The sequence below is a fragment of the Streptomyces sp. NBC_00873 genome (genome assembly GCF_045207415.1).
In the GTDB taxonomy this organism is placed as follows: domain Bacteria; phylum Actinomycetota; class Actinomycetes; order Streptomycetales; family Streptomycetaceae; genus Streptomyces.
Window position 1 is genome coordinate 5,713,896 of record NZ_CP108803.1, and the last position, 18,725, is coordinate 5,732,620.

The window sequence follows — 18,725 nt, forward strand, 5'->3', positions numbered from 1 at the left end:
ACCGGTCGTTCCGCTCTCGTGTGTGTCATCCCGATTACGGGAGAACATTCACGGAGAGTTTGATCCTGGCTCAGGACGAACGCTGGCGGCGTGCTTAACACATGCAAGTCGAACGATGAAGCCCTTCGGGGTGGATTAGTGGCGAACGGGTGAGTAACACGTGGGCAATCTGCCCTTCACTCTGGGACAAGCCCTGGAAACGGGGTCTAATACCGGATAACACTCTGTCCCGCATGGGACGGGGTTAAAAGCTCCGGCGGTGAAGGATGAGCCCGCGGCCTATCAGCTTGTTGGTGGGGTGATGGCCTACCAAGGCGACGACGGGTAGCCGGCCTGAGAGGGCGACCGGCCACACTGGGACTGAGACACGGCCCAGACTCCTACGGGAGGCAGCAGTGGGGAATATTGCACAATGGGCGAAAGCCTGATGCAGCGACGCCGCGTGAGGGATGACGGCCTTCGGGTTGTAAACCTCTTTCAGCAGGGAAGAAGCGAAAGTGACGGTACCTGCAGAAGAAGCGCCGGCTAACTACGTGCCAGCAGCCGCGGTAATACGTAGGGCGCAAGCGTTGTCCGGAATTATTGGGCGTAAAGAGCTCGTAGGCGGCTTGTTGCGTCGGTTGTGAAAGCCCGGGGCTTAACCCCGGGTCTGCAGTCGATACGGGCAGGCTAGAGTGTGGTAGGGGAGATCGGAATTCCTGGTGTAGCGGTGAAATGCGCAGATATCAGGAGGAACACCGGTGGCGAAGGCGGATCTCTGGGCCATTACTGACGCTGAGGAGCGAAAGCGTGGGGAGCGAACAGGATTAGATACCCTGGTAGTCCACGCCGTAAACGTTGGGAACTAGGTGTTGGCGACATTCCACGTCGTCGGTGCCGCAGCTAACGCATTAAGTTCCCCGCCTGGGGAGTACGGCCGCAAGGCTAAAACTCAAAGGAATTGACGGGGGCCCGCACAAGCAGCGGAGCATGTGGCTTAATTCGACGCAACGCGAAGAACCTTACCAAGGCTTGACATATACCGGAAAGCATCAGAGATGGTGCCCCCCTTGTGGTCGGTATACAGGTGGTGCATGGCTGTCGTCAGCTCGTGTCGTGAGATGTTGGGTTAAGTCCCGCAACGAGCGCAACCCTTGTTCTGTGTTGCCAGCATGCCCTTCGGGGTGATGGGGACTCACAGGAGACTGCCGGGGTCAACTCGGAGGAAGGTGGGGACGACGTCAAGTCATCATGCCCCTTATGTCTTGGGCTGCACACGTGCTACAATGGCCGGTACAATGAGCTGCGATGCCGCGAGGCGGAGCGAATCTCAAAAAGCCGGTCTCAGTTCGGATTGGGGTCTGCAACTCGACCCCATGAAGTCGGAGTTGCTAGTAATCGCAGATCAGCATTGCTGCGGTGAATACGTTCCCGGGCCTTGTACACACCGCCCGTCACGTCACGAAAGTCGGTAACACCCGAAGCCGGTGGCCCAACCCCTTGTGGGAGGGAGCTGTCGAAGGTGGGACTGGCGATTGGGACGAAGTCGTAACAAGGTAGCCGTACCGGAAGGTGCGGCTGGATCACCTCCTTTCTAAGGAGCACTTCTTACCAAGCTTGCTTGGTCAGAGGCCACTACGTCGGCAAATGTTCGACGGTGGTAGCTCATGGGTGGAACGTTGACTATTCGGCACGACAGGTTGTTTTTCACTAGTACTGCTTCGGCGTGGAACGTGGGAAGGGATCGGTCGTGTCGGGCACGTTGTTGGGTATCTGAGGGTACGGCCGTCATGGTCGCCTTCAGTTGCCGGCCCCAGTGAACTCACCTGGTAAGGGTGGGGTGATGGGTGGCTGGTCGTTGTTTGAGAACTGCACAGTGGACGCGAGCATCTGTGGCCAAGTTTTTAAGGGCGCACGGTGGATGCCTTGGCACCAGGAACCGATGAAGGACGTGGGAGGCCACGATAGGCCCCGGGGAGCTGTCAACCGAGCTTTGATCCGGGGGTGTCCGAATGGGGAAACCCGGCAGTCGTCATGGGCTGTCACCCGCTGCTGAACACATAGGCAGTGTGGAGGGAACGAGGGGAAGTGAAACATCTCAGTACCCTCAGGAAGAGAAAACAACCGTGATTCCGGGAGTAGTGGCGAGCGAAACTGGATGAGGCCAAACCGTATGCGTGTGATACCCGGCAGGGGTTGCGCATGCGGGGTTGTGGGATCTCTTTTTCACGGTCTGCCGGCCGTGAGACGAGTCAGAAACCGTTGATGTAGGCGAAGGACATGCGAAAGGTCCGGCGTAGAGGGTAAGACCCCCGTAGCTGAAACATTGACGGCTCGTTTAAGAGACACCCAAGTAGCACGGGGCCCGAGAAATCCCGTGTGAATCTGGCGGGACCACCCGCTAAGCCTAAATATTCCCTGGTGACCGATAGCGGATAGTACCGTGAGGGAATGGTGAAAAGTACCGCGGGAGCGGAGTGAAATAGTACCTGAAACCGTGTGCCTACAAGCCGTGGGAGCGTCGCTGTTGTTCTTCGGAGCAACAGTCGTGACTGCGTGCCTTTTGAAGAATGAGCCTGCGAGTTTGCGGTGTGTTGCGAGGTTAACCCGTGTGGGGAAGCCGTAGCGAAAGCGAGTCCGAATAGGGCGTTTTAGTAGCACGCTCAAGACCCGAAGCGGAGTGATCTAGCCATGGGCAGGTTGAAGCGGAGGTAAGACTTCGTGGAGGACCGAACCCACCAGGGTTGAAAACCTGGGGGATGACCTGTGGTTAGGGGTGAAAGGCCAATCAAACTCCGTGATAGCTGGTTCTCCCCGAAATGCATTTAGGTGCAGCGTCGTGTGTTTCTTGCCGGAGGTAGAGCACTGGATAGGCGATGGGCCCTACCGGGTTACTGACCTTAGCCAAACTCCGAATGCCGGTAAGTGAGAGCACGGCAGTGAGACTGTGGGGGATAAGCTCCATGGTCGAGAGGGAAACAGCCCAGAGCATCGACTAAGGCCCCTAAGCGTACGCTAAGTGGGAAAGGATGTGGAGTCGCAGAGACAACCAGGAGGTTGGCTTAGAAGCAGCCACCCTTGAAAGAGTGCGTAATAGCTCACTGGTCAAGTGATTCCGCGCCGACAATGTAGCGGGGCTCAAGCGTACCGCCGAAGTCGTGTCATTCCAGCGTATAGGGCCAACGCCTGCTGGGATGGGTAGGGGAGCGTCGTGTGCCGGGTGAAGCAGCCGCGGAAGCGAGTTGTGGACGGTTCACGAGTGAGAATGCAGGCATGAGTAGCGATACACACGTGAGAAACGTGTGCGCCGATTGACTAAGGGTTCCTGGGTCAAGCTGATCTGCCCAGGGTAAGTCGGGACCTAAGGCGAGGCCGACAGGCGTAGTCGATGGACAACCGGTTGATATTCCGGTACCCGCTTTGAAACGCCCAATACTGAATCAGGCGATGCTAAGTCCGTGAAGCCGGCCCGATCTCTTCGGAGTTGAGGGTAGTGGTGGAGCCGACGAACCAGACTTGTACTAGGTAAGCGATGGGGTGACGCAGGAAGGTAGTCCAGCCCGGGCGGTGGTAGTCCCGGGGTAAGGGTGTAGGGCGTGTGGTAGGCAAATCCGTCACACATGAGTCTGAGACCTGATGCCGAGCCGATTGTGGCGAAGTGGATGATCCTATGCTGTCGAGAAAAGCCTCTAGCGAGTTTCATGGCGGCCCGTACCCTAAACCGACTCAGGTGGTCAGGTAGAGAATACCGAGGCGTTCGGGTGAACTATGGTTAAGGAACTCGGCAAAATGCCCCCGTAACTTCGGGAGAAGGGGGGCCATCACTGGTGATTGGATTTACTCCATGAGCTGGGGGTGGCCGCAGAGACCAGCGAGAAGCGACTGTTTACTAAAAACACAGGTCCGTGCGAAGCCGTAAGGCGATGTATACGGACTGACGCCTGCCCGGTGCTGGAACGTTAAGGGGACCGGTTAGCTGACTTTCGGGTCGGCGAAGCTGAGAACTTAAGCGCCAGTAAACGGCGGTGGTAACTATAACCATCCTAAGGTAGCGAAATTCCTTGTCGGGTAAGTTCCGACCTGCACGAATGGCGTAACGACTTCTCGACTGTCTCAACCATAGGCCCGGTGAAATTGCACTACGAGTAAAGATGCTCGTTTCGCGCAGCAGGACGGAAAGACCCCGGGACCTTTACTACAGTTTGATATTGGTGTTCGGTTCGGCTTGTGTAGGATAGGTGGGAGACTTTGAAGCAGCCACGCCAGTGGTTGTGGAGTCGCCGTTGAAATACCACTCTGGTCGTGCTGGATGTCTAACCTGGGTCCGTGATCCGGATCAGGGACAGTGTCTGATGGGTAGTTTAACTGGGGCGGTTGCCTCCTAAAGAGTAACGGAGGCGCCCAAAGGTTCCCTCAGCCTGGTTGGCAATCAGGTGTTGAGTGTAAGTGCACAAGGGAGCTTGACTGTGAGACCGACGGGTCGAGCAGGGACGAAAGTCGGGACTAGTGATCCGGCAGTGGCTTGTGGAAGCGCTGTCGCTCAACGGATAAAAGGTACCCCGGGGATAACAGGCTGATCTTCCCCAAGAGTCCATATCGACGGGATGGTTTGGCACCTCGATGTCGGCTCGTCGCATCCTGGGGCTGGAGTCGGTCCCAAGGGTTGGGCTGTTCGCCCATTAAAGCGGTACGCGAGCTGGGTTTAGAACGTCGTGAGACAGTTCGGTCCCTATCCGCTGCGCGCGTAGGAATATTGAGAAGGGCTGTCCCTAGTACGAGAGGACCGGGACGGACGAACCTCTGGTGTGCCAGTTGTCCTGCCAAGGGCATGGCTGGTTGGCTACGTTCGGAAAGGATAACCGCTGAAAGCATCTAAGCGGGAAGCCTGCTTCGAGATGAGTATTCCCACCCCCTTTGAGGGGTTAAGGCTCCCAGTAGACGACTGGGTTGATAGGCCAGATGTGGAAGCCTGGTAACGGGTGGAGCTGACTGGTACTAATAGGCCGAGGGCTTGTCCTCAGTTGCTCGCGTCCACTGTGTTAGTTCTGAAATAACGAACGGCCGTGTTGTTGCCCGGTGTTGGTTAATTTCATAGTGTTTCGGTGGTCATTGCGTTAGGGAAACGCCCGGTTACATTCCGAACCCGGAAGCTAAGCCTTTCAGCGCCGATGGTACTGCAGGGGGGACCCTGTGGGAGAGTAGGACGCCGCCGAACAATTATTCCGGGAAAGCCCCGCACCTCTGGTGCGGGGCTTTTCTGCGTTCACGGACAGGTGACAACCACGGCTCCTCATGGTGAGTGCGTGGTGTGGTTGGCACGGAGTGTTGGATCAGAGCCGGCCGGCTCCCTTGAGGGCCAGGTAGGCATCGGCGAGAGCCGGGGCGAGATGGTCCGGGGTGGCGTCGACGACCACCACGCCATGGCGCTGGAGCTGCTCTGCAGTGCGCTGCCGCTGAGCTTTGGTCTGGGCCGCCGCTGCCGCCTCGTAGACCGCGTCCACCGTTCCCCGGGCCTCGGCCATCTGCTCGATGTGCGGGTCGGTCACGGCAGCCAGCAGCACCGTGTGGCGCTGAGTCAGCTGGGGGAGGACAGGGAGCAGACCCTCCTCGAGGGGAGCTGCGTCCAGGCTGGTGAGGAGCACGATCAGAGAGCGACGAGGGGCGCTTGCCAGGGCAGCGGCGCTGAGTCCTCGGGCGTCCGTTTCCACCAACTCAGGTTCGAGCGGTGCCATTGCAGTGACCATGGCCGACAGGACTTCACCCGCGGCGCGTCCCTGGACCTGGGCGCGGATGCGGCGGTCATAAGCGAGCAGGTCCACGCGGTCGCCGGCGCGTGTAGCGAGAGCGGTGAGGAGCAGCGTCGCGTCCATTGCAGCATCGAGGCGGGGCACATCACCGACTCGGCCTGCCGAGGTGCGGCCGGTATCAAGGATGATGAGGATGTGGCGGTCCCGCTCGGGGCGCCACGTACGGACGGCGACGGCCGACTGCCGTGCCGTTGCCCGCCAGTCGATGGAACGGGTGTCGTCGCCGGGGACATAGGCGCGGAGGCTGTCGAACTCCGTGCCTTCGCCGCGGGTGAGGACGCTGGTGCGTCCGTCCAGTTCACGGAGCCTGGCGAGGCGGGACGGCAAGTGCTTGCGGCTGGTGAACGGCGGCAGTACGCGCACCGTCCACGGAACTTGATGACTTCCCTGCCGGGCTGCCAGGCCCAGTGGCCCGTAGGAGCGTACGGTGATGCGTTCGGCTCGGCGGTCGCCGCGGCGAGTGGGACTCAGGCGCGTGGTGAGGCGGCGGCGTTCACCTGCCGGGATGTCCAGCCTGTGGCGGGACGCCGCCTGTTCCGTACCTGTGAGCCAGCTGCTGGGCGGCCAGGCATCGCGGAGATGAGCGCGCAGACGCCGACGCGAGGCGTTGGTTACGGTCAGTTGCACTTCCGCAACATCGCCGAGTCGAACGGCTGTGTCACCGGATCGGGTGAACCGGAGCGTTCGCACTGGCGCGGCCAGGGCGTAGTCGCACAGAATTGCTAGAGAGAGCGGGGCATTGACCGCGAGCATGCCCGTCCAGCTCGGGGCAAGGATGCCTACAGGGAGTGACCCCAAGGCGGCGAGCAGCGCTGTTCGTCCGGTGAGGGCCACGGTCACTGCCTCATCGGGGTACGGGGACGTGGGCGAGGACTGCGGTGATGACGGAGTCAGGGGTGACTCCTTCCATCTCCGCCTCGGGGCGCAGGTGGATGCGATGGCGGAGCGTGGGGAGTGCCAGGGCTTTCACGTCGTCCGGAATGACGTAGTCACGGCCGGTCAACCAGGCCCAGGCGCGGGCCGTGGAGAGCAAGGCGGTAGCACCTCGGGGGGAGACCCCGAGGGAGAGCGAGGGGGACTCACGCGTGGCACGACAGATATCGACGACATAGCCGGCGATCTCGGGGGAAACCGTGGTCTTGGCGACCGCGGTGCGGGCGGATTCCAGGTCGGCAGGGCCTGCGACGGGGCGGACACCTGCTGAGACCAGGTCGCGGGGGTCGAAGCCGTCGGCATGGCGGGTCAGGACATTGATTTCCTCGTCGCGGGACGGCAGTGGCACCGTCAGCTTGAGGAGGAAGCGATCCAGCTGGGCCTCGGGGAGGGGGTACGTGCCCTCGTACTCGACGGGATTCTGAGTGGCCGCAACCAGGAAGGGGTCCGGCAGGAGGCGGGGGGTTCCGTCGACGGTGACCTGGCGCTCCTCCATCGCTTCCAGGAGCGATGACTGCGTCTTCGGGGGAGTGCGGTTGATCTCGTCGGCCAGGAGCAGGTTGGTGAAGACCGGGCCTGGCTGGAAGGAGAACTCAGCTGTACGGGCGTCGTAGACCAGAGAGCCGGTGACGTCGCTCGGCATCAGGTCGGGGGTGAACTGGACGCGCTTTGTATCGAGCTCGAGTGAGGCGGCGAGGGCGCGGACCAGGAGGGTCTTGGCCACGCCGGGAACGCCTTCCAGGAGGACGTGGCCTCGGCAGAGCAGCGCGACGACGAGGCCGGTGACGGCGGGGTCCTGGCCGACCACGGCCTTGGCGATCTCGGAGCGCAGGGCTTCCAGGGATGCGCGGGCTGCGTCGTCGTTCCCGACGGTCTCGGTTGTCCCGGCGGGCACTGGGGGCGGGGCGCTCATGAAGTGCGTACCTCTCTTTCGAGGGTGTCGAGTTGGTCTGCCAGACGGACAAGGGCGGCGTCATCGGCCGGAGCCGTGCCGAACAGCACGGCGTCGAGGCCGCCCTCGAAGACGCTGAGGCGTGCGGAGACGGCGGGAAGGAGCACCGCGGGGGAGTGAGCATTGCGGGGTGAAACCCCGAGGAGCGGGGCGATGCGGGTGCGAGTGGCCGAGCGCAACGAGGAGGCGGCCCGGTCGCGGGCGTTCGCCTTGCGGTAGAGGCGGGCGCGGCCCTCGGTGGACTCGGAGGCGCGAATGGCCACGGGCAGCCGTTCGGTGACCAGGGGGCCCAGACGACGGGCGCGCCAGATGGCGGCGAGCACGGCGGCGACTGCGAGTTGCAGGGTTCCCCACAGCCAGCCCGACGGGATCAGGTCGGCGAAGCTGCGGTCGTTGTCGGCGTCGTCACGGCCTGCGTTGTCGTCACTGTCTCCGCCGTTCCCGGTGGCGGAGGGATCAGCGAGCGAGGGGAGATACCAGACCAGATGTGGGCGGGAGCCGAGAAGTTGCAGGGCCAGGGAGGCGTTGCCCTGGCTGTCGAGACGGCTGTTGTAGAGGAAGTCCGCGGAGCCGAGAACGGTGGTGTCGCCGGAGGCCTCCTCCTGGACCACGAGCAGGGTGGGGAGACCCCCGCTGGGGTAGCAGGCGAGGGTTTCGAGGCCGTCCGCGGTGTAGCGGAAGCCTCCCGTGTCGGCGGTTCCCGCGCTGTGGGCTGCGGGAAGCAAGCACTGCGGTGCACGAGGGGCAACCGGTCCGGTGGACGTCGTGCGGACCCCGGGGACCAGTGTGTTCACGGACGGGGGACCTGGCGCGAGGAGGACGGTGCGGCCGGCCGAGCCGGCGGTCGCGGCGCGGAGCTCGCGCTGCTGGCCCGGTGTCAGCAGATCGGGGGTGGTGACGAGCAGGGTCGTGTCCGGGCCGACTGCAGCGGTGGCCTCCTCGAGTGTGGTGGCCACCCGTACGGAGACGCCGCGGTCCTTGAGGAGTTCGGCGGCGGCCCGGCTTCCGTGCTGATCGGCGGAGCGAGGGTCGAGTCGGCCGTGCTGGGCACCGGAGTGTGCAGTGGCCAGCACGATTCCGGCTGCTATGAGAAGGAGAAGAGCGAGCACCAGACCGCGGGTGCGGGCCCAGACCTGGCGTGGGGTGGGGGAGACCGAGGTGGGGGGTGCGGTGGAGGTGGCAGTGGGCGCGGTCATTCGGCCGCTCCCCGGGCCGGGGCGGTCAGCAGGGGCTTGGCGTTTTCGAGGTCGAGGTCAAGGTCCCGCACCGTCAGATACGCCTGCCGGTCGGTGTTCCGGCCGCCGTACGTGATGGCGTCGAACTCCCTGGCGGCGGCGCGGAGGGGCAGCGCGTGCGCCGGCAGCGAGTGGCCTGCCTCGGTGGCGGCCTCGTCGGCGGTGCGGCCGGGGCGGGGGTCGAGCAGGGCGCGTTCCTCCAGCGAGCGGACGATGGCGCGCATGCGTTCCTGGACGGCCTCGTCCCAGCGGTGGGCGGCAGCGTGTGCCTCGGCGGCGGTCCGGTGTTCGGCGGCGCTGCGGGGGCTGTCGTCGAACAGGGCGTCGGTGGGGCGGGCGGTGCGTTGCGGGGCGCCCAGCCGCCACCAGAGGGCGGCGGCCAGACCGATGACGACCAGCACGAGGACGATCAGCCCGAGCGGTCCGCCGGGTGCGGTGTTCGAGGCTGCGGAGAAGAGATCGCCGAGCCACGCCCAGAGGCGGTCGAGACCGCGCTGGAGGAGGTTCGGGTCGTTCTCGTGGTACATCGGTTTGGACAGTTCGTGCCTCGCCGCCTCGCGGGCGGGCACGCGTGGAGTGTCCACCGGTATGTCGCTGCTCGCGTGGATCAGCAGTCGTGCTGTTGTCGCGCCCCCCGCCCCCGACACGGCATCAGCTCCTGGTGTCGTAGCCGGGCAGGCCTGCGGCCCGGGCGAGTTCGAGGTCGAGTGCCTCGCGACGGATGCGCTGGTCCACGTAGAGCAGGGCCATCACACCGGCGGAGAGCGGGTAGGTGATCGTCGAGATGATCACCTCGCCGATACCGGAGATGATCAGGAAAGGCCAGCCGAAGTCGGTGGGCTTCCCGGTGAGGAACGCTCCCATCCCGTCGCCGTCCATGATGATCGCGATGATGCCGAACGGAATCGCGATGATCAGGGTCACGATGAGTGTCAGCAGCCAGGTGAGGATCAGGATGCCGAACGTCCGCCACCAAGCGCCCCGAACCAGTTTCGCGGAGCGGCGCATCGAGACGGTGATCGACTGCCGCTCCAGCATCAGTGCCGGCGAGGCGAGGCAGAAGCGGACCATCAGCCAGATGACGCCGACGGTGGCTGCCAGGAATCCGAGGAGGGCGAGAGCGACGCCGGCTGTGGAGCCGATCAGCACGCCCGGGAGCACGCCCACCGCCATGATGCCGACGATCATCAGGGTCAGGAGCAGGGTCAGGCCGAGCAGCTGAAGGAGGCGGGGTCGGGCCTCGGCCCACGCTTCGGAGAGCGTGACGGAACGGCCCACCACCGAGCGGCTGATCACGATGGTGAGCACGGAGGTGGTGACGAGCGTCGCGATCAGGGCGACGAGCGTCGACGGCGCGCTGTAGATCAGGCTCGACTGCATGGAGTCGGCGGCCTGACGGAGTGCCTCCGTGCCGGTTGCGTTCGGGTCGACCGAGGTGGGTTCCGGCAGCAGATAGCGTTGCGCGAGGATGATCGTGACCTGGGCGATGACGGAGACGGTGAGGGTGATGCCGAGAACCGTGCGCCAGTGGGCGCGCATAGTGGACACCGCACCGTCGAGGATCTCTCCGACGCCGAGCGGGCGGAGCGGGATGACCCCGGGCTTCGCAGCAGCGGGCGGCTGAGCCCAGCCGACTGCCTGCGGCCCGCCACCCCAGCCGGGGGCGGGTGGCGGTGCGCCGGGGCCGTTGCCGGAGGTGCCCGGTGGGGACCACTGCCCTGCCGGCGGCTGCATGGAAGACCAGTTTCCCGCAGGGCCGCTGCCGTCGACGGGCTCGGAAGGCCGGGGGACGCCCGCCTCCTGGCCGTCGGAGGGGGCGGATCCGGGCGAGGCCCAGCCCGGAGTGTCGTTCATTCTCGCTCCTTCACGGTCCTGTCCGCTCATCGGGGCGGCAGGTTGGCAGCCATCGTGCCACGCGTTGCTCCGGTACGGGCCGGGTGCTCCATCACCGGCTTACCTTCATGTGTGGGCGGCTCACCGTGCAGACTGGGCGGATGGCTGATCAGGACGCGCAATCGCCGGTGGGCATCGAGCCTCCCGCGCTTCCCTCCATCCGCTGGGCCGAGCCCCCGGAAGGCCCCGCAGTGGCGCTTCTCGACCAGACGCGGTTGCCCGCCGAGGAGGTCGAGCTGCTGTGTACGGATGTGCCGGTACTGGTGCGGGCCATTCAGACCCTGGCCGTGCGCGGGGCGCCGCTGCTGGGCATCGCGGGGGCCTACGGGGTCGCTCTGGCCGCGGCCCGGGGCGACGACATGGCAGAGTCTTCTGGGCTGTTGGAGCGGGCGCGGCCCACCGCGGTGAACCTCGGTTACGGGGTGCGGCGCGCGGCGCAGGCGTACTGGGCGGCGCTGGACAAGGGCGAGGATGCGCAGCGGGCGGCCGCAGTGGCCTTGGCAGAGGCCGAGGCGCTGCACCGGGAGGATGCCGAGGCCAGTCGGCGCATGGCGCAATACGGGCTCGCGCTCCTCGAAGAGCTGCTGCCCGGCGGCGGGCATCAGCTTCTGACCCACTGCAATTCGGGGGCGCTCGTCTCGGGCGGTGAGGGCACTGCCTTTGCTGTGGCGCTCGGGGCGCACCGGGCGGGAAAGCTACGACGGCTCTGGGTGGACGAGACGCGACCGCTGCTTCAGGGGGCCCGGCTGACCGCGTACGAGGCGGCGCGCCACGGGATGGCGTACAGCTTGCTCACGGACAATGCCGCGGGTTCGCTGTTCGCCGCGGGGGAGGTGGATGCCGTGCTCATCGGGGCCGATCGCATTGCTGCGGACGGGTCCGTGGCCAACAAGGTCGGGAGTTATCCGCTGGCGGTGCTTGCCAAATACCATCACGTGCCGTTCATTGTGGTGGCGCCGACCACGACCGTGGATCTGCAGACCCCGGACGGGGCATCGGTCGTCGTGGAGCAGCGTCCCGGACGGGAAGTGACAGAGCTCACACCACCCCGGATCGGGGCGGGTGGGGAAGCGGGCGGACTGTCTGTCGCACCGCTGGGAACCCAGGCGTACAACCCCGCATTCGACATCACGCCGCCGGAACTGATCACGGCGATCGTCACGGAGGAGGGTGCAGTTTCCCCGGTCACGGGGGTCGGACTGGCAGAGCTGTGTGCCAGATCATCGCAGGTAACGATTAGCTAATGGGATGATGTCGATTATGAAGGGACGCGTCCTTGTCGTCGACGACGACACCGCACTGGCCGAGATGCTCGGGATTGTGCTGCGTGGTGAAGGGTTCGAGCCGTCGTTCGTAGCGGACGGCGACAAGGCACTTGCCGCATTTCGAGAGGCCAAGCCGGACCTGGTCCTGCTCGATCTCATGCTGCCCGGACGGGACGGCATCGAGGTCTGCAGGTTGATCAGGGCCGAGTCGGGTGTACCGATTGTCATGCTCACCGCCAAGAGCGACACCGTCGATGTGGTGGTGGGCCTGGAGTCAGGGGCCGACGACTACATCGTCAAGCCGTTCAAACCTAAGGAGTTGGTTGCCCGGATCAGGGCACGTCTGCGCAGGTCCGAGGAGCCGGCACCGGAACAGCTGACCATCGGGGACCTGGTCATCGATGTGGCCGGTCACTCGGTGAAGCGGGACGGGCAGTCGATCGCCCTGACCCCGCTGGAGTTCGACCTGCTGGTCGCGCTCGCCCGTAAGCCGTGGCAGGTCTTCACCCGTGAGGTGCTGCTCGAGCAGGTGTGGGGATACCGCCACGCCGCTGACACCCGGCTGGTGAATGTGCATGTCCAGCGGCTGCGTTCCAAGGTCGAGAAGGATCCGGAACGGCCGGAGATCGTGGTGACCGTCCGAGGCGTCGGTTACAAGGCCGGACCGAGCTGACGTGTCCCTGGGTAGCGCTGCCCCGAAGCCCGGGGAGCCGGGAGTCCGTACGGGGCGGGCTACCGGTTCCGGGCACAGGACGTCCCCGTTCGGGCGTCTTGTGCAGGGCGGCCGGTTGTTCCACGACCGGGCGCCCGGCGGGCCTGTGCCGCGACTGCTGATGCGCTGGGTGCGGCGTCCGCTGCTGCCCGCCGTCCGGCTGTGGCGGCGCAACCTGCAACTGCGGGTCGTCGCGGGCACGCTGCTCATGTCTCTCGGTGTCGTGCTGCTGCTCGGCCTGGTCGTGATCGGGCAGGTCCGCAACGGCCTGCTCGACGCGAAGGGCAAGGCTGCCCAGACGCAGGCCACCGGCGGTTTCGCGGCGGCCCAGGACAAGGCGAATGCTCCGCTCACCCCCAGTGGGCAGGGCGGTGACGGCGGGGACGGCGGGGACGGCGCGACCGCCAACAACTCGTGGCGGACGGAGCTCGTAGACCAGCTCGCCAGCGGCGGCAAGAACGCCTTCAACGTGGTGGCGCTCAGCGCCGACGAGGGCAGCCGTGCACCGCGCGGCTCGGGCAGTGTCGAAGCGGCCAGCATTCCGCAGAGCCTGCGGGAGGCAGTGGACAAGGGGCCCGGCGCGTTCCAGACGTACTCCCTGATCCGGTATGCGAACGGGCAGAAGTCGCAGCCCGGGCTTGTCGTCGGCAAGCGTCTCTACGACATCGACCACAACCCGTACCAGCTCTACTACCTTTTCCCGCTGACGCAGGAGGAGAAGTCCCTGACCCTGGTCAAGGGCACGCTGGCGACCGCAGGACTGTTCGTGGTCGTGCTGCTCGGCGCCATCGCCTGGTTCGTGGTGCGGCAAGTCGTCACCCCCGTACGGATGGCTGCGGGGATCGCCGAGCGGCTCTCCGCAGGCAGGCTCCAGGAGCGCATGAAGGTCACCGGCGAGGACGACATCGCCCGGCTCGGTGAGGCCTTCAACAAGATGGCCCAGAACCTTCAGCTGAAGATCCAGCAGCTGGAGGAGCTCTCCCGGATGCAGCGACGCTTCGTCTCGGATGTCTCGCACGAGCTGCGGACGCCGCTCACGACCGTACGGATGGCCGCCGATGTCATCCATGAGGCACGCGTCGACTTCGACCCGGTGACCGCGCGTTCCGCGGAACTGCTCGGCGATCAGCTCGACCGGTTCGAGTCGCTGCTCTCCGATCTGCTGGAGATCAGCCGGTTCGATGCGGGTGCCGCGGCGCTGGAGGCCGAACCGATCGACCTGCGGCAGGTCGTCCGGCGCGTGATCGGCGGCGCCGAGCCGCTCGCCGACCGCAAGGGCACCCGGATCCGGGTGGTCGGCGACGAGCAGCCGGTGATCGCGGAGGCCGACGCGCGGCGGGTCGAGCGCGTGCTGCGCAATCTTGTCGTCAACGCCGTCGAGCACGGTGAGGGCCGGGACGTCGTGGTGCGGATGGGGGTGGCCGGAGGCGCGGTCGCCGTCGCCGTCCGGGACTACGGCGTGGGACTCAAGCCCGGCGAGGCGACCCGGGTCTTCAACCGGTTCTGGCGCGCCGACCCGGCGCGGGCACGGACGACCGGCGGCACCGGTCTCGGACTGTCGATCGCCGTCGAGGACGCCCGGCTGCATGGCGGCTGGCTGCAGGCGTGGGGCGAGCCGGGCGGCGGTTCGCAGTTCCGGCTGACGCTGCCGCGTACGGCGGACGAGCCGCTGCGCGGCTCCCCGATACCGCTGGAGCCCGAGGACTCGCGACGCAACCGGGAGAACCGGGAGCGTCCCACGGACGCCGGTACGACCGGGAGCGAGCACCGGCTCACGACGGTGTCGACCCAGCCGGGCAGCCCGGACCGTTCGCCGCTGCCCGTACCCGCGGCTTCCCGGACGGCGCCGGCGTCGGTGAATCCGGCCGCCCTGCCGGGCAACGGCGCCCGTGTGGTCGCTCGCCCCGCCGAGGACCGGCCGGGCGACATCATCGACTCTGCTGCGCAGGACCCGGAGCGGGAGGACACGACTCGTGGGCGCTGACCGTCGTGAGGGCGGCCGTGGACGTGCGGTGGGGATGGTCGCTCTGCTGGGATGCGGCGTCGTGCTGCTGTCCGCGTGCGGCTCGATGCCCGTCACCGGGGACATCAAGGCGGTCGACGCCTCGCAGCCCGGCGACTCCCAGGTACAGGTGTACGCGGTGGCGCCCCGCGAAAACGCCACTCCGGATGAGGTGGTCGACGGCTTCCTGGAGTCCATGACCAGTGACGACCCCGGCTTCCGGACGACCCGGAAGTACCTGACGAAGGAGGCGTCGCGCACCTGGAAGCCGAGCGCGTTCACCACGGTGCTCTCCAAGGCGCCGAACCGGAGCGATCGCCCGGTCCGCGACAGCGACCGCAGCAGTACGGAGCTCACCTTCACGCTGACCGGCGAGAAGGTGGCGACGGTCGACGCGCAGAGCGTCTACCGGCCCGTCGCGCCCACGGGCTTCAACCGGAGCCTGCACCTGGTGCGGCAGAACGGCAGCAAGGAGTGGCGCATCGACTTCGTGCCGGACGGTCTGCTGCTCGGGCAGTCCGACTTCAAGCGGCTCTACCGCTCCGTCAACAAGTACTACTTCGCCACCGGGCCGACGGCAGGTCAGTCGACGCTGGTCGCCGACCCTGTCTATGTGCGCAACCGGACGGATCCGATCACGGGGATGGACACCGTGACACAGACGGTCCGCAGTCTCGTCGAGGGACCGACCAACTGGCTGCGGCCGGTGGTCGACTCCCGCTTCCCCACCGGTACGGTCCTGCGCAAGGGCGTCACCGCGCTGGCGCCCGACGACCGCAGCGTACTGAAGGTTCCGCTCAACAAGAAGGCGGACGGCGTCGGGCAGCGCTCCTGCCGCATGATGGCCTCTCAGGTGCTGTACACCGTGCGCGATCTGACGTCCGCCCGGGTCGCGCAGGTCGAGCTGCAGCGGTCCGACGGTTCGTCGCTCTGTGTCCTGGGTTCGGACCAGGCGGAGGAGTTCGCTCCGGACGGTTCCTCGGGCGGCCCCGACAGCCAGTACTTCGTCGATGACAACGGGCATGTCCAGCGCATCCCCGGGAGCACCAGGGGCAGCGGTGATCCGGAGCCGGTGGCCGGCCCGCTCGGTGACGGACCGGAGCGGATGAGCACGGTCGGCGTGGCCCGCGACGAGCAGATGGCGGCGGCGGTCTCGCAGAACAGCGCGTCACTGTACGTCGCCTCCGTCGTTTCGGCGGGCGAGCTCCCCGCGCCCGCCGTGACCAGCAGGGCGAAGAAGCCGGAGGACCGGTTGTCGGCGCCCAGTTGGGACGGGCGGGGTGATCTCTGGGTGGCGGACCGGAATCCGGATGATCCCCGGCTGCTGCGGCTGGCCGGCGGTACGGGCAGGCCGTCGAACGTCACGGTGCCGGAACTGGGCGGCGCGCGGATCGAGGCGCTGCGGCTGTCGGCGGACGGCGTCCGGATCGCGCTGTTGCTGACCGAGGACGGCCACACCACGCTGAAGATCGGCCGGATCGAGCGCCAGGGGCATCCGGACACCCGGCAGGACGTCTCCGTCGTGGAGCTGCGGAAGGCCGCGCCGCAGCTGGCGGACGTGACCGCGATGTCCTGGTCGGGCCGGAGCCGCCTCGTGGTGGTCGGCAAGGAGCAGGGCGGAGTGCAGCAGGTGCGCTATGTCCAGGCGGACGGTTCGGCACCGGCGTCGGGTGTGCTGCCCGGGGCGAATCAGGTGTCGTCGGTCGCGGCGGCGGACGACGAGCAGCTGCCGCTGATGGCGGACACCGAGGACGACGGGATAGTGAAGCTGTCGCCGGGGGACAACTGGCAGACGGTGCTCAAGAAGGGCTCGTCGCTGGTCTATCCGGGCTGAGAGGCTGTCGGGCTGCCTCTGATCGGGCGGTCGTGCCCGGCACGCACGCTCGCAGCGTTGCCGAAACGTCCTGGTAGCTCCTTTTCCAAGCTCTCAGCTTCGTTCAAGCAGGGGAGGCCCCGTCCGAGGACCTTCCGGCGCCTTGCGATCGCACGCACCGGGCCCCGCCCGCTTCCCGATCGAAGGCAGCCCGACAGCCTCTGAGCCCCGGTCCGGGGAGTCCCCGGACCAACGGTGCCGGGTGCCCGGGACCAACCCTGATCGCGTGGTGACGGGCGCTCCCTCCCGTTCGAGGCGGCTGCGTTTTCCACAGGGGTGGCCGGGTTCGTGCTGCGGGCGCACAGTGGAGTCATGCGGGGGTGGTGGCGGGAGATCGCTGGGCTGGTCCTGCCTGTGGCCTGCAGTGGCTGCGGCGGACCGCGGGCCGAGCTGTGCGAGGACTGCCGGGCGGCGCTTCACGGAGCGGTGCCGCGACGGGTGAGGCCCGCGCCGGAGCCGGCCGGACTGCCGGTGGTGCATGCCGCCGCGGCGTACGAGAACGCGGTACGGGCGACGCTCCTGGCCCACAAGGAGCGTGGCGTACTAGGACTGTCGCGGGAGCTCGGCAGGGCGCTGGCGGGTGCGGTAAGGGCCGGGACGGGGCAGGTGGGTGGTCGGCCGGGACCGCTGCTGCTCGTGCCGGTGCCGTCGGCGCGACGGGCGGTGGCGGCGCGCGGGCACGATCCGACGCGCAGGATCGCGCTGTCGGCGGCGGGCGAGCTGCGGCGCCGTGGCGTGCGGGTGCAGGTGGCATCCGTGCTGCGGCAACGGCGGCCGGTAGCCGATCAGTCGGGGCTCGGTGCCCGGCAGCGGCAGGAGAATCTGGCGGGCGCGCTGGAGGTGGTGACCGGTGGTGAGCGGCTGCTTGCGACCGAACGGGTGGTGCTTGTGGACGACCTTTTGACGACCGGGGCCTCGCTGGCCGAGGCGGCACGCGCACTCGACGCGGCGGGCGTGCGCGAAGACAAGGATCCTGGAATGCGGCAGGCGGCCGTTGTTGCAGCGTCTCCGTCTGCCTTCGAAATAAACCGGAACTGCCAATGAACTTTCATCGTTGCAGGTAGTGAGTGGGTGAAGAGCCCTGAACGGAGGTACGTGCGGGTAGCGGGTGCCGACATCCGGCCGGGCAGGCTATGTTCGGTGGTGAGGAATGGTGAATGCCGGACCTCGACGAATGCACCCCCAGGTTTCGGGCAGGTAACTCACCGGTAGCCCAGAAGCTGAAAAGTCGGTGGGGTGGAGACCTCCCGGATGGGGGAGGAGGAGGTCGAAGCCACCGAGTCCGCGGCTCCGGCGATCACCGGAGCCTGGTGCAAAAGGGAGATGCTCCGCCGCCGAGCGGAGCGATCCGGGAACGGAGTTCTGCGTGGACATCGTCGTCAAGGGCCGCAAGACCGAGGTGCCCGAGCGGTTCCGCAAGCACGTGGCCGAGAAGCTGAAGCTGGACAAGATCCAGAAGTTCGACGGCAAGGTGATCAGCCTCGACGTCGAGGTGTCCAAGGAGCCAAACCCCCGTCAGGCCGACCGTTCCGACCGGGTGGAGATCACGCTTCGCTCGCGGGGACCGGTCATTCGTGCGGAAGCGGCCGCAGCCGACCCCTACGCAGCGCTGGACCTGGCCACCGGCAAGCTGGAGGCGCGGCTGCGCAAGCAGCACGACAAGCGCTACAGCCGCCGGGGCAACGGCCGGATTCCCGCTGCAGAAGTCGCCGAGACCGTGCCGGGTGCGGCGTCGTTCAACAGCGAGGGTGACCTTGCCGGCGAGGGCGCGGCACAGTCCGTACCCACCACCAGGATCGGCTCGCTCGAGGTGCAGGGCGAAGGGCCGCTGGTGATGCGCGAGAAGACGCACGTCGCGGCACCGATGCTGCTCGATCAGGCGCTCTACGAGATGGAGCTGGTCGGGCACGACTTCTATCTGTTCGTCGATGCCGAGACGAAGGAACCCAGTGTCGTCTACCGGCGGCACGCCTACGACTACGGTGTCATTCATCTGAGGACCGACCCGCTGGCCGCTGACGAGGCGGGCGGCGCAGGCGGTGCGCTCGGCGGCTGACGCCTCGCATCGGTGGTG

The 18,725-nt window shown here is 66.4% G+C and carries 11 protein-coding genes and 3 rRNA genes; 9 read left to right on the top strand and 5 right to left on the bottom strand.

The features are described 5' to 3' along the window. Positions 1-47: 47 nt before the first annotated feature. The 3 genes from OH809_RS26510 to rrf all read left to right on the top strand — a co-directional run bounded on the left by OH809_RS26510 (position 48) and on the right by rrf (position 5,194). Positions 48-1,573, top strand: a 16S ribosomal RNA gene (locus tag OH809_RS26510). A 300-nt stretch (positions 1,574-1,873) separates the two neighbouring features. Further along, positions 1,874-4,998 (top strand): 23S ribosomal RNA (locus OH809_RS26515). Between the two features lie 79 nt (positions 4,999-5,077). Further along, a 5S ribosomal RNA gene (gene rrf / locus OH809_RS26520) occupies positions 5,078-5,194 on the top strand. Together the 16S, 23S and 5S rRNA genes form the textbook arrangement of a ribosomal RNA operon. Positions 5,195-5,309: 115 nt before the next feature. Here rrf and OH809_RS26525 read toward each other — a convergent pair. From OH809_RS26525 to OH809_RS26545, 5 genes are read right to left on the bottom strand one after another with little or no spacing between them, the layout of a single operon-like run. Next, a complete protein-coding gene (locus OH809_RS26525) occupies positions 5,310-6,620 on the bottom strand; it encodes a DUF58 domain-containing protein (RefSeq protein WP_406424966.1) in 1,311 nt (436 codons plus the stop codon). A gap of 10 nt (positions 6,621-6,630) precedes the next feature. After that, complete coding sequence (locus OH809_RS26530) at positions 6,631-7,632, bottom strand: AAA family ATPase (protein WP_406420127.1); 1,002 nt, start codon at positions 7,630-7,632, stop codon at positions 6,631-6,633. Continuing rightward, complete coding sequence (locus OH809_RS26535) at positions 7,629-8,867, bottom strand: DUF4350 domain-containing protein (RefSeq protein WP_406420125.1); 1,239 nt, start codon at positions 8,865-8,867, stop codon at positions 7,629-7,631. The genes OH809_RS26530 and OH809_RS26535 overlap by 4 nt, the downstream gene beginning before the upstream one ends. Further along, positions 8,864-9,553 (bottom strand): DUF4129 domain-containing protein, encoded by a 690-nt coding sequence (locus OH809_RS26540; RefSeq protein WP_406420123.1) that lies wholly within the window; start codon positions 9,551-9,553, stop codon positions 8,864-8,866. The genes OH809_RS26535 and OH809_RS26540 overlap by 4 nt, the downstream gene beginning before the upstream one ends. Before the next feature lie 4 nt (positions 9,554-9,557). Then, positions 9,558-10,760 (bottom strand): hypothetical protein, encoded by a 1,203-nt coding sequence (locus OH809_RS26545; protein WP_406420121.1) that lies wholly within the window; start codon positions 10,758-10,760, stop codon positions 9,558-9,560. Between the two features lie 140 nt (positions 10,761-10,900). Between OH809_RS26545 and mtnA the strand changes: the two genes are divergently transcribed. The 6 genes from mtnA to hpf all read left to right on the top strand — a co-directional run bounded on the left by mtnA (position 10,901) and on the right by hpf (position 18,707). Next, complete coding sequence (gene mtnA / locus OH809_RS26550) at positions 10,901-12,043, top strand: S-methyl-5-thioribose-1-phosphate isomerase (protein WP_406420119.1); 1,143 nt, start codon at positions 10,901-10,903, stop codon at positions 12,041-12,043. 4 nt (positions 12,044-12,047) lie between these two features. Next, positions 12,048-12,737: a two-component system response regulator MtrA gene (gene mtrA / locus OH809_RS26555; protein ID WP_187740742.1), complete on the top strand. Its 690-nt coding sequence runs from the start codon at positions 12,048-12,050 to the stop codon at positions 12,735-12,737. A 1-nt stretch (position 12,738) separates the two neighbouring features. Then, positions 12,739-14,760 (top strand): MtrAB system histidine kinase MtrB, encoded by a 2,022-nt coding sequence (gene mtrB, locus OH809_RS26560; RefSeq protein WP_406420117.1) that lies wholly within the window; start codon positions 12,739-12,741, stop codon positions 14,758-14,760. A gap of 34 nt (positions 14,761-14,794) precedes the next feature. Continuing rightward, positions 14,795-16,612 carry an LpqB family beta-propeller domain-containing protein gene (locus OH809_RS26565; RefSeq protein ID WP_406424964.1) on the top strand — a complete coding sequence of 606 codons (1,818 nt, stop codon included), beginning with the start codon at positions 14,795-14,797 and terminating at the stop codon, positions 16,610-16,612. Between the two features lie 351 nt (positions 16,613-16,963). Further along, positions 16,964-17,695, top strand: a complete 732-nt coding sequence (locus OH809_RS26570) for a ComF family protein (RefSeq protein ID WP_406420115.1) — start codon at positions 16,964-16,966, stop codon at positions 17,693-17,695. Between the two features lie 322 nt (positions 17,696-18,017). Next, positions 18,018-18,707, top strand: coding sequence for a ribosome hibernation-promoting factor, HPF/YfiA family (gene hpf / locus OH809_RS26575; RefSeq protein ID WP_366138174.1), 690 nt, complete (start codon positions 18,018-18,020; stop codon positions 18,705-18,707). Positions 18,708-18,725 lie beyond the last annotated feature (18 nt).